The organism is Azospirillum isscasi (assembly GCF_030849505.1).
Lineage (GTDB): Bacteria > Pseudomonadota > Alphaproteobacteria > Azospirillales > Azospirillaceae > Azospirillum > Azospirillum isscasi.
Genome location: NZ_JAUJFI010000175.1, coordinates 1 through 11,134 on the forward strand (window position 1 = coordinate 1; position 11,134 = coordinate 11,134).

The window sequence follows — 11,134 nt, forward strand, 5'->3', positions numbered from 1 at the left end:
CCGCCGCGCTGCGCGTCGCCGCGGCCAGCACCGCGCCGGACTGGCTGATGCCCGCCGCGGCGCTGGCCTGGGCGGCGGCGCATCTGCTGGTGCTGTGGGTGCTCCTGCGCGTACCGAAGCGGATACGGGCCTGACGGCGTTGCCATGACTTGACGCCCATCGCCGCACCCCCGACACTTCCACGCAACGGCCCCGGCAAGGGGACAGGTCGGAAGGCTGGGGGGATCATGAGCGACGGCGCAGAACCAGCCCGCAGCGCGGGCGTCATCGGTCTCGGCTCCATGGGCATGGGGGTGGCGCTGTCGCTGCTCCGCGCCGGCTTCCGCGTCGTCGGCTGCGACCTCGACGCCGCCAAATGCATGAGCCTCGTCATCCACGGCGGGGAGGCCGCGGGCTCGCCCGCCGACGTCGGGCGCCGGACCGACCGCGTCATCGTCCTGGCTGCCACGGCGGAGCAGGTGGAGGAGGTGCTGTTCGGCGCGGAGGGCGTGGCCGGCACCCTGCCGAAGGGCGGCGTGGTGGTTCAGTCCACCAGCGTTCCGCCGGACGTGGCCGCCGCCATCGGGCGCCGTCTGGCCGAGCGGGACCTGCTGATGCTGGACGCGCCGGTCGGCGGCGGGCCGGTGCGGGCGGCGGAAGGGCGCATGGTGGTCATGGCTTCCGGCCCGGAGGACGCCTTCGCGCGGGCGGAGGATCTGATCGCCGCCGCGTCGGGCACGCTGCACCGCGTCGGCACGGAGCATGGCCAGGGCTCCGCCGTGAAGGCCGTGGAGCAGATGCTGACCGGCATCCACGCCGCGGCGGTGGCGGAGGCCACGGCCTTCGGCATCCGCGCCGGGGTCGATCCGCAGCGGCTGTCGGAGATCCTCGCCGCCGGTCCCTTCCACATCCCGTCGCAAAGGCCGCTGGGGATCGTCGGGACGGATCTGGGCAACGTGATGGACGCCGCGCGGCGGCTGACCGTCCCGACGCCGCTGGCCGCCTCCGCTCTGCAACTCTTCACCATGGCCGCCGCGGTGGGGCTGGGACGGGAGGGCGACGGCGCGCTCGTCCGGATCTTCGAAAAGCTGGCCGGCAAGCCGCAGGAGGGCTGACGCATCATGTCCATCACGCTCAAATCGCTGGTCGTCACGGGCGGCAGCCGGGGCATCGGGGCGGCGGTCGCCCGGATGGCGGCGCGGCGCGGCCACGCCGTAACCTTCTCCTACATCGGCAACGCCGAGGCGGCGGAGGCCACGCTGGCGGCGATCCGTGAGGCCGGCGGGCAGGCCCAGGCCGTGCGGGGCGACGCCGCGCGGGAGGAGGACATCCGCGCCCTGTTCGACGCCGCGGAGGACCGCTTCGGCCCCACCGCCGGGCTGGTCAACAACGCGGGGATCATCGGCCCCTACGGGCGGTTGGACGAGGCCGCGCCGGACGACCTGCGCCGCATGCTGGACATCAACGTGACCGGCGCCGTCCTCTGCGCGCGGGAGGCGGTGCGCCGCATGTCCACCCGCCACGGCGGGCCGGGTGGGGGGATCGTCAACATCGGTTCCATCGCCGCCGTGCTGGGCTCGCCCAACGAGTATGTGGGCTACGCGGCCAGCAAGGGGGCGGTGGACAGCCTGACCGTCGGCCTCGCCCGCGAGGTGGCGAAGGAGGGCATCCGCGTGAACTGCGTGCGGCCCGGCCTGATCGACACCGACATCCAGGTCATTCCCGGCATCGGCAACCGGCTGGACAACCCCGCCCTGATCCCGCCCGCCGGGCGCGCGGGAACGGCGGACGAGGTTGCCGAAACCGTGCTGTGGCTGCTGTCCGACGCCTCGTCCTACGTGACCGGCGCCCTTCTCAACGTTTCCGGAGGCCGCTGAGCCATGCCCGCGTCGAACACCTTCGCCATCGGCCATCAGGACATCGTGGAGGCCGCCGGGCGGCTGGAGGGCGTCGCCGTGCGCACGCCGCTGCTGGAGAACGCCCTGCTGAACGGGCGGGTCGGCGGGCGCGTGCTGCTGAAGCCGGAAGTCCTGCAACGCAGCGGGTCCTTCAAGTTCCGCGGCGCCTTCAACCGCCTGTCGCAACTGACCCCGGAGGAGCGCCGGGGCGGGGTGGTCGCCTGGTCGTCGGGCAATCACGCGCAGGGCGTGGCCGCGGCGGCGGCTCTGCTCGGCATTCCCGCCGTCATCGTCATGCCCGGCGACGCCCCGGCCCTGAAGATCGCCAACACCCGCGGCTATGGCGCGGAGGTGGTGCTCTACGACCGCTGGACCGAAAGCCGTGAGGACATCGCCAATGCCATCGCGAGGGAACGGGGGGCCGCCACCGTGCCGCCCTACGACCACCCGCAGATCATGGCCGGGCAGGGCACGGTCGGGCTGGAGATCGCCGCCCAGGTGCAGGCCATCGGCGCCGTTCCCGACGACGTGATCGCGCCGTGCAGCGGCGGCGGGCTGATGTCCGGGGTCGCCACGGCGGTCCGCCACGCCTTTCCCGATACCCGCCTGTGGGCGGCGGAACCGGCGGGGTTCGACGACGTGGCGCGCTCGCTGGCCGCGGGGGAGCGGGTGGAGAACGCCGGTGGGCAAAGCTCCATCTGCGACGCGCTGCTGACACCGACTCCGGGCGCCCTGACCTTCCCGGTGATGAAGGACACGCTGTCGGGCAGCCTCGCCGTCACCGACGCGGAGGTGAAGGCCGCCATGGCCTATGCCTTCACCGTGCTGAAGCTGGTGGTGGAGCCGGGCGGGGTCGTGGGGCTGGCCGCCGTGCTGACGGGCAAGCTGCCCGCGGCGGGGCGCACCGTGGTGGTGGTGCTGAGCGGCGGCAACGTCGATCCGGCGACCTTCACGGGCGCGCTGGCGTCGTCGTAGCGGCGTCGCGCTCCAGCACGTAATAGACCGCGCCTGGGGCGAACTTCCGGCGCAGCGAGTCGCGGTGGTAGGCGATGTTCCACCGCGTCAGCGCGCAGGCCGCCTCGTCCAGCCGGACCAGCAGGGGGTTGCCGTAGGGCAGGGGGACGCCGAGCAGCGGCCCCAGCCGCTCGGTCAGCGGGAAGGAGCAGAAGCGGCGCTGCCGCACCGTGAAGCCCAGCCGGGCGAAGCGCTCCTCCAGCCATGGCACGGGAAAGCCGCGCTCGTTCGCGGTCAGGCCGCGGCGGGGACGGCGCCAGTCGCCCATGGTGCTGATCGGCTCGCGCAGGACGAACAGCCCGCCCGGGGCGGTGACGCGGGCGAACTCGGCCAGCAGGGCGCCGGCGTTCGGGATGTGGTGCAGCGTGTGGAGGCAGACGGTCAGGTCGTTCGCCCCGTCCACGCAGTCGATCCGCCCTCCCAGCGTGGGCCGGCGGTATTCGGCTGGGGTGCCGGCGATGTCGGTCCTCCAGAAACGCTCGATGGGCTCGACGGCCAGGAAGTGGTCCACCTGCTTGGCGATGGGCGCCACGTCGTCCCCCGCCGCGCAGCCGAAGGCCAGCGCCTGCCGGAACCGTCGTCCGGCCAGGAAGCGGAAGGCGTGCCGCCGGTTCAGCGCGTGGTATTCGTAGCGGTAGCCGGGCCGGTCGGGCGCGGTGCGTGCGAAGCCCTCCGCCGGGTCCCGCGCCTCGACGCCGTACCAGCCGGCGATCCGGGCCGCGTCGAAATCGTCGCCGTAGAGGGCGGCGCCGGAGAAATACTGTTCCTCGAAACTGGCGGTCATGGGCGCTGGCGCTCCGCTGGATGGACCGCGCGACGATAGCGCGCCGGTTCCGGCGGCAACATTCAGCTTGCCCGCCTAGGCCGGCGGAGGAGTCCTATGGCGGAGCGCGATCATGGGCGCGAAAGAGGCCATCCGATGGAGGGCGCGTCACCTTGTGGCCGGTCACAGCCGGATGTCGCTCTGGAACAGCCCGAGGTCGAGGTGCTCCATCGGCGTGCGGCGGGCGCGGCGGCGGCTGAAGCGCTGGACCGCGTGGCGGGCGCGGCCGATGAGGGAGGCGTAGCTCTTCAACTTGGTGGGCATGTCCGTTCTTCCCGGTCTGTGTGAAGGGTGAACGGACAACAGCTATGCCGGGTTCATGTGACAGATTCCATCGCGCGTGAATCCGCCCTTTGGAACGCCGCGCCGCGCCGTCTGTTCGAAGGGAAATACCCCCGAAAACACCCGTGAAGCATGGTGAGGAGGCGGCGATGAGCGGCGTTCTGAGGGCCGTCATCTTCGATGTGGACGGCACGCTGGTCGACTCGGTGGATCTGCACGCCCACGCCTGGGTGGAGGCGATCCGGCATTTCGGCTACCACGCGGACTTCGACGCGGTGCGCTCCCAGATCGGCAAGGGCGGCGACCAGTTGATGCCGGTCTTCGTCCCGGAAAAGGATCTGGCGCGCGTCGCCGGCGAGCTGGACCATTTCCGGCACGAGCTGTTCGCCCGCAAATACATGCCGAAGGTCCGCGGTTTCCGCCGGGTGCGCGGCCTGTTCCAGCACCTGCACGCCGAAGGGTTGCGCATCGCGCTCGCCTCCTCCGCAAAGGGGGACGAACTGGAGCATTACAAGCGGGCGGCGGAGATCGCGGATCTGGTGGACGTGGAAACCTCGTCCGACGATGCGGACCGCTCGAAACCCCATCCGGACATTTTCGAGGCGGTGCTGGAAAAGCTGGGCCTGCCGGCGGAGGAGGCGGTGGTGGTCGGCGACAGCCCCTGGGACGCCAAGGCCGCCGGGCGTGCCGGGCTGACCATGGTGGGGGTGCTGTGCGGGGGATTCGCGGAACCGGATCTGCGCCGCGCCGGCTGCGCGGAGATCTTCCGCGATCCGGAAGATCTCCAGCGCCGCTTCGCCTCCAGCCTCATCGGGAAACGCAGCCCACGCGCGATGGGCCTCGCTCAGCCCAAGGGGACTCAGCCCGGGCGGCCGTCGGCCCGGGGGGCGAGCAGGATGGGCGCGTAGACGTACAGGTAAAGGGCGAAGGCCGCGATCCAGGCGGCACCGGCGCCCTCCAGGGCGATCCAGTAGAGGCCGCCCGGCAGCTCCGGCGCCAGCACCCGCAGCACCGCCGCCGCGGTCAGCAGAACATAGGCGGTCACGGTCGGACGGGTCACCACCAGCATCCGCCCGGTGTGGCCGAGCGAGGCGCGGGTCATCACCGCGACGATCATCGTGGCGAAGGCGCCCGCGGTCAGGGCATGGACCCAGGCGGAGCCGTCGATCCCGAGGCCCAGCAGATGGGCGGCCTTCAGCGCCAGCGCCGCCGGCACCCAGCCGTAGCCGAGATGCAGCACCCACAGGATCGGCTGGTCCAGCGTCTTCGCCGGTTGCCAGCCCGCCAGACGAAGGGCGTGGGCCAACGCTGCGGCGAGCGCCAGCAGACCGGCCACCACGCCGCCCGGCAAAGCGAGGTCGGTGGGGATCATCAGCAGCGTGGAGACGAGCGTCACCTTCTCCAGCCAGGGGCGGGAGACGACGGTGCCGTCCAGCCCTTGCAGGCGCAGGGCGTTGCGGGTGAAGGCCGGGACGATGCGCCCGCCGATCACCGCCACCATCATCAGAACCACGCCGATGGCCAGCGTCTCGCCCAGCGCGGTGCCGCCGGACAGCAGGCCCAGCCAGTCCAGATGGAACAGCAGGTTGGCCGCGGTCAGCAGCCCCAGCAGGACGAGGAAGGCGGTGTTGCGGATCTTGCCCGCCGCCACCAGCGGGCCGGCCAGAGCCACGCCCAGCGCCGGCAGGAAGGCGAGGTCGAACAGGGCGGCCACCGGCAGCGGCACGCCCGTGAAGGGCAGCAGCGCCACCCGCCCGGCCAGCCACAGCCCGGTCAGCCCGGCGAGCGGCAGGCCGGACAGGGCCTTCGTGCCCGTCCAACTCGGCACCGCGGTCAGCAGGAAGCCGGCCACGGCGGCGGTCACGAAGGCGAACAGCATCTCGTGCGCGTGCCAGGAGGCCGCCGGAACGGCGCCGTCCGGCCAGGACCCGGTCGCCAGAACGGCGATCCAGGCGGCCAGGAGCACCGGCGCGGCGAGGCCGGACAGCAGGAAGAAGGGCCGGAACCCGTAGGCGAAGATCAAGGGGACCGGGGGACGGTCCGGTCGGTCGGCAACGGAGCTGGTCATGGCGTTCCCCGCGCGTTGGAGGCATCGGTCATGCCGTCACACTGCGCCGGGGGCGGTCCTCCTTCTTTGACCGCCGTCAAACAGAATCCACGGCCTTCGGAAAATTCGCCGTCAGACCGCGATGCCGTTCTCGGCCATCAGGCGTTTCAGCGCGTCGCGGGCCGCTCCGTCCAGCACGGGAAGTCCGTCGCGGGCCGTCAGCACGAAGGCGCCGGGGTCGGCCAGCGTGCGCAGGGCGAAGCCGGCCACGCGCGGCGGCCCGTCGGACAGAGGCATATCCTCGTAGATGGGCGAGAAGCTGCAGCCCAGCAGCATGGCCCGCGCGATGAGCGTCTCGTCGGAGGAGCCGCCCGAGGCCGGGCTGTTGATGCCGAAGAGCAGCCGTTCCGCCTCGCCGTTGGTGACGAGGCTCCGCTCCAGCAGGATGTCCACCATGGCCGAGGTGGTCATCACCGGCGCGGCGCGGCCCTTCCAGCAGAAGCGCCCGTCGTCCCACCCGACGTCCAGGCAGCGGTAGATCATGTGCGGGTCGGCGCCGCCGGGCGATCCGGCGACGATGTAGTTGACCCGGAGCAACCCGTTCCACGCCCCCGCCGGTGCGACGATGCAGGAAACGCCGCGCCGGGTCAGGCGCAGATAGGTGTCGTTGATGCCCGAAGGCTCGAAATCGAACAGCATGGCTGGCTCACCTTGATCGGGGACCCCGCTCCCCTCCGAACGAAAAAGGTGAGAGCGGGTTCCCGCAAGGCAACATGGCCATGCGGATGGTATCCCTTCCCGCACGCGCAAAAAGGGTATAGGCGGAATCTCAGGACTTCGGGCGGAATGCCTTGCAGACCAAGGGGTCGGTCTCGATGCGCGCCGCGCCGATCAGATCGAGGCAATACGGAATTGCCGGAAAGACCGCTATCAGGCAGTCGTGAATGGCCGAGGGCTTGCCCGGCAGGTTCACGATCAGGCTGCTGCCGCGGATTCCCGCGGTCTGGCGCGACAGGATGGCGGTCGGCACCACGGTCAGGCTGACCGACCGCATCAGTTCCCCGAAGCCGGGCATCATCTTTTCGCAGACCTGCTCCGTCGCCTCCGGCGTCACGTCCCGCGGCGCGGGGCCGGTGCCGCCGGTGGTGACGATCAGACCGCAATGCTCCCAGTCGGCCAGCTCGATCAGGGTGGAGACGATGCCTTCCCGGTCGTCGGGGATGACGCGGACCACCGGCTCCCAGGGGGAGGCGACGATGCGTTCCAACTCCTCCCGGATGGCCGGGCCGCCCTTGTCCTCATAGATGCCCCGGCTCGCCCGGTCCGACACGGTGACGATGCCAATCCGGGCGGGGCCAATCCGGGCGGGGCCGATGCGGGCGGGTGCGGGGGTTGGCGCGGTCATGGGCGGCGGTCCTTCCATCCGTTCGGGGGCTTACTTGTCGCCCGGCCCCAGGAACACGCTCTTGTAGCTGTCCCGGTCGCCGTTGGTGGTGTCGGTCAGCTCGAAGGTGACGGGGGTGGAGGTCTCCGGCACGGAGGCGCGCGGAACCGTGACGTAGACGCGGTAGGTCGCCACGCTGTCCGGAGAGGCGGAGATGTGGCTGACCGCGCTGCCGGTGTCCTCCTCGGCCTCGCCCACCACCTTGACCTCGGCGCCCGCGATGCCGCCGGCGGCCAGCGAGTAGGAGCGGTTCTGCCGGGTCTTGTTGGAGACCTTGAAGGTGTAGGCGTTGCGGATGGTGCCGTCCTGAAGCGTGACGAACAGCGGCGCGCGGTCGCGCTGCACGGCGATGTCCAGCCGCGGGCGCAGCGCGTAGCTCCAGGCCATGGCGCCGGTGATCACCAGCATCAGCAGGCCGTAGACGATGGTGCGCGGGCGGATCAGCCGCCACTGGTAGGTTTTGCCCTGGGCGCGGGTTTCCTGGGCGGCCAGGCTGTCGAAGCGGATCAGGCCCTTCGGCAGATCCTGCGCGACCATGATGTTGTCGCAGGCGTCGGCGCACAGGCCGCAGTTGATGCAGTCCGCCTGCTCGCCGGTGCGGATGTCCACCCCGACCGGGCAGACCTGCACGCACTGGCCGCAGTCGATGCAGTCGCCGAAGCCCTTGGCCCGGCGCTCGTCCCAGCTCTGCGACTTGCGCTTCGGGCCGCGGGTGTCGCCGCGCAGCGTGTCGTAGGTGACGACGAGGCTGTGCTCGTCCAGCATCGCGGTCTGGATGCGCGGCCACGGGCACATGTAGTAGCACATCTGCTCGCGCGTCCAGCCGGCCATGACGTAGGTCATGCCCGCGAACATCGCGAAGAAGCCCGCCGCCTCGTAGCTGGCGTTGAAGGTCAGGAGGTCGAGCGCCAACCGCGGCGCGTCGGTGAAGAAGGCGACGAAGCCGAAGCCTGTGACGACGGAGACGGCCAGCCAGCCGGCATGCTTCCCGGCCTTGCGCAGAACCTTCTTCGCGGTCCAGGGGGCCTTGTCCAGGCGGATGCGCTCCGCCCGGTCGCCTTCGAAGGCGCGTTCGATCCAGACGAACAGGTCGGTCCACACCGTCTGCGGGCAGGCGAAGCCGCACCACACGCGCCCGGCCAGCGCCGTCGCCAGGAACAGCCCCAGCGCCGCGACGATCAGCACGCCGGTGAGGTAATAGATTTCCTGCGGCCAGATCTCGATCCAGAAGACGAAGAAACGCGGCGTCGTCAGGTCGAGCAGCACCGCCTGGGCCGGCGCGTCGGCGCCGCGCTCCCAGCGAATCCAGGGGGCGACGAAGAAGGCCGCCAGAAGCACCCAGGTCAGGATGGTCTTCCAGCGCCGGTACCGTCCGGAGACGGCCTTCGGGTGGATCTTCTTCTGGCTTTCGAAAAACTGGATCTTCGCCGGCGTGACAGCGCTTCCGTCGGGCATATCGTCTGCCTTGGCTCCGGATAGGGACGCAAGACCGGACAATAGCGGACGTGCCCCGAACGCCCCTTGATCGTGATCAAGAAGTGAACGGATTTGAAAAATCCCTAGAGACAACAAGGATTTTTCCGCGGCGCCGGTGACCGGCCGGATGGTGGCGTTGTAATACGTCCGTTGGCCGGCGGGCTCAAGCCTCGTTTCGCAGGGCGGAAACGTTTCCGCCGTCCTCCGCCGCGGCGCCGCCGGGCGCCGCGTCCCCGATGGCCGGGCCGGACGGGGACGGACGGGTGACGATGTAGGCGGCCACCGCCGCCATGCAGGCCCCGGCCAGGACGGGAACCAGCGGGCGGCTGGCGGTCAGCGCCACGATCGCCCAGCTTGCGCTCATGCCGGTCAGCGCCGCCATCTTGGCCTTGCGGGGGATCGCCCCTTCGGCCTGCCAGCCGCGCAGCAGCGGACCGAAGCGCGGGTCGCGGTGCAGCCGGTCGCGGAGCGCCGGGCTGCTCTTGGCGAAGGCCCCGGCGGCCAGCAGAAGGAAGGGGGTGGTCGGCAGAAGCGGCAGCACCGTGCCCGCGACGCCCAGCCCGACCGCGGCGTAGCCCAGCGCCAGCCAAAGCCGGCGCCGCAAGGGGGAGGCGCACAGGGGCGTGCCCTCCGATCCGGCGGTCTGGTCATCCATGGGTAGAATGTAGGACTATCACACCGCCAGGACCAGCACCGCGTAACGGGCGGCCTTGCCCGCCGTGACCAGCAGCAGGAACAGCCGGATGTCCACCCGCAGGATGCCGGCCACCAGCGTCAGCGGGTCGCCGATGAAGGGCATCCAGGCCAGCAGCAGCGACCACATGCCGAAGCGCTGGTACCAGCGCGTGGCCCGCGCCACCATGGCGGGCGGAACGGGGAACCAGCGGCGGTCCTGGAAATGCATCAGATAGCGCCCGAGCGCCCAGTTCACCACCGACCCCAGCACGTTGCCCGCCGTGGCGAACAGCAGCAGCGCCAGATGATCGTAGTTGCCGGTGGCGTGCATGCCGGCCAGCAGGATTTCCGATTGGGCCGGAAAGATGGTCGCGGCCAGGAACGCGGTCAGGAACAGCCCGCCGTAGGCGGCGATCTCGGACATGCGGCGGTCGGTCCTTTCGGGGAAGGGGACGGCGGAGGCTAGAACATGGGTGACGGGAATGGAATGCGGGAGGCGCCATGGTGCGGATGCGGTGATCTGGTGTAGATTTGTTGTGCATGGTTTCAGGCCGCATGGTGTCAGGCCCCCGATCTTGGAAGGGAGTGTTTGCGGATGGCCGCTGCCGGCCTTGCCCGTTTCGATGCCGAAGGGCGCCTGGTCTGGGCCAACGCCGCGTTCCACGCGCGTCTTGGCGCGTGTCTTGGCGGGCATCCGGGCGACAGCCTCGGCTCCCTCCTGGCGGCGCTTCTGCCCGACGACGGCGGAGCGGCGGACCGGCTGCGCGCCGGGCAGCCCGTCGCCCTCGCCGCGGCGCCGGGCCGGGGGCGTCCGGTCCTGATCCCCGCGGAGGGGGAGGACGGCGGGCTGACGCTGGTCCTCGCCAGCGGCGGCGGCACGGCGGCAGCCCCGCCGGAGGAGACCGGTTTCGTCGGGCTGGAGGATGTGCTGGGCGACCGGGCCGGGGAGGCCGGGCGGGAGATCATGCAGGCCATCGCCGTTCCCCTGGTGGTGACGCGGCTGTCCGACGGTCTGGTCCTCGCGGTCAACCAGCCCGCCGGCCTGCTGTTCGAGGTGCCGCTCGACGATGTGGTGGGGCGCAGCTTCGCCAAGTCCTACTACACCGATCCGGCGGAGCGGGAACGGCTGCTCGCCGCCCTGCGCGACGGGGCGGGCGGCGTGGACGGGTTCGAGACCCGGCTGCGCCGGCCCGACGGCAGCGACCTGTGGGCGATGGTCTCCGCCCGGCTGTTCCGCTTCCGGGGCGAGGACGCCATGCTCGCCTGCGTCAGCGACATCTCCGCCCGCAAGCGCACCGAACAGGCGCTGGAGGCCCAATGGGACCAGACCAGGGCCGTTTTGAACGGGCTGGGCCAGGGGGTGATGGCGTTCGACCGGGGGCTCCGTCTGGTCGCCTGGAACGGGCGCGCGGCGGAGCTTCTAGCAGGTCGCGGAAAAACGAACATATTTCGGCTTTTTGCCTCTGCTGAGGCTTGGAAATGGCGTTTCCGCCGCC

Annotated in this window: 13 protein-coding genes; 5 read left to right on the forward strand and 8 right to left on the reverse strand. The window is 71.0% G+C overall.

Features of this window, described 5'->3' with window-relative positions:
* Positions 1-227: 227 nt before the first annotated feature.
* The 3 genes from QSG27_RS24365 to QSG27_RS24375 are packed head-to-tail and all read left to right on the forward strand — an operon-like array spanning position 228 to position 2,852.
* Positions 228-1,094 carry an NAD(P)-dependent oxidoreductase gene (locus tag QSG27_RS24365; protein ID WP_306710721.1) on the forward strand — a complete coding sequence of 289 codons (867 nt, stop codon included), beginning with the start codon at positions 228-230 and terminating at the stop codon, positions 1,092-1,094.
* A gap of 6 nt (positions 1,095-1,100) precedes the next feature.
* Positions 1,101-1,856, forward strand: coding sequence for an SDR family oxidoreductase (locus QSG27_RS24370; RefSeq protein ID WP_306710723.1), 756 nt, complete (start codon positions 1,101-1,103; stop codon positions 1,854-1,856).
* A 3-nt stretch (positions 1,857-1,859) separates the two neighbouring features.
* On the forward strand, positions 1,860-2,852 hold the full coding sequence (locus tag QSG27_RS24375) for a threonine ammonia-lyase (RefSeq protein WP_306710725.1): 993 nt from the start codon (positions 1,860-1,862) through the stop codon (positions 2,850-2,852).
* Here the strand turns inward: QSG27_RS24375 and QSG27_RS24380 are convergent.
* Together QSG27_RS24380 and QSG27_RS24385 are read right to left on the reverse strand one after the other, a co-directional pair.
* Positions 2,827-3,675: a class I SAM-dependent methyltransferase gene (locus tag QSG27_RS24380; protein ID WP_306710727.1), complete on the reverse strand. Its 849-nt coding sequence runs from the start codon at positions 3,673-3,675 to the stop codon at positions 2,827-2,829. The genes QSG27_RS24375 and QSG27_RS24380 overlap by 26 nt on opposite strands.
* Positions 3,676-3,837: 162 nt before the next feature.
* Positions 3,838-3,978: a hypothetical protein gene (locus QSG27_RS24385; RefSeq protein WP_306710729.1), complete on the reverse strand. Its 141-nt coding sequence runs from the start codon at positions 3,976-3,978 to the stop codon at positions 3,838-3,840.
* 167 nt (positions 3,979-4,145) lie between these two features.
* Here QSG27_RS24385 and QSG27_RS24390 point away from each other — a divergent pair, with 167 nt between their 5' ends.
* The gene (locus QSG27_RS24390; RefSeq protein WP_306710731.1) at positions 4,146-4,904 is read left to right on the forward strand and encodes an HAD family hydrolase; all 759 of its coding nucleotides are present in this window, start codon (positions 4,146-4,148) and stop codon (positions 4,902-4,904) included.
* On the opposite strand, the gene QSG27_RS24395 is transcribed toward QSG27_RS24390, so the two are convergent.
* The 6 genes from QSG27_RS24395 to QSG27_RS24420 form a co-directional block, all read right to left on the reverse strand.
* Entirely contained in the window at positions 4,856-6,064 is a 1,209-nt protein-coding gene (locus QSG27_RS24395; protein ID WP_306710734.1) for an NnrS family protein, read from the reverse strand. The genes QSG27_RS24390 and QSG27_RS24395 overlap by 49 nt on opposite strands.
* A 111-nt stretch (positions 6,065-6,175) precedes the next feature.
* Positions 6,176-6,742 (reverse strand): hypothetical protein, encoded by a 567-nt coding sequence (locus QSG27_RS24400; RefSeq protein ID WP_306710736.1) that lies wholly within the window; start codon positions 6,740-6,742, stop codon positions 6,176-6,178.
* A gap of 130 nt (positions 6,743-6,872) precedes the next feature.
* Entirely contained in the window at positions 6,873-7,448 is a 576-nt protein-coding gene (gene mog / locus QSG27_RS24405; protein ID WP_306710738.1) for a molybdopterin adenylyltransferase, read from the reverse strand.
* Between the two features lie 30 nt (positions 7,449-7,478).
* Entirely contained in the window at positions 7,479-8,942 is a 1,464-nt protein-coding gene (ccoG, locus tag QSG27_RS24410) for a cytochrome c oxidase accessory protein CcoG (protein WP_306710740.1), read from the reverse strand.
* A 184-nt stretch (positions 8,943-9,126) separates the two neighbouring features.
* Positions 9,127-9,618, reverse strand: a complete 492-nt coding sequence (locus tag QSG27_RS24415) for a YbaN family protein (protein ID WP_306710741.1) — start codon at positions 9,616-9,618, stop codon at positions 9,127-9,129.
* 18 nt (positions 9,619-9,636) lie between these two features.
* Positions 9,637-10,062, reverse strand: a complete 426-nt coding sequence (locus tag QSG27_RS24420; protein WP_306710743.1) for a YqaA family protein — start codon at positions 10,060-10,062, stop codon at positions 9,637-9,639.
* Between the two features lie 171 nt (positions 10,063-10,233).
* Here QSG27_RS24420 and QSG27_RS24425 point away from each other — a divergent pair.
* Positions 10,234-11,134: PAS domain-containing protein (locus tag QSG27_RS24425; RefSeq protein ID WP_306710745.1), on the forward strand; the 901-nt coding region annotated here is incomplete at its 3' end.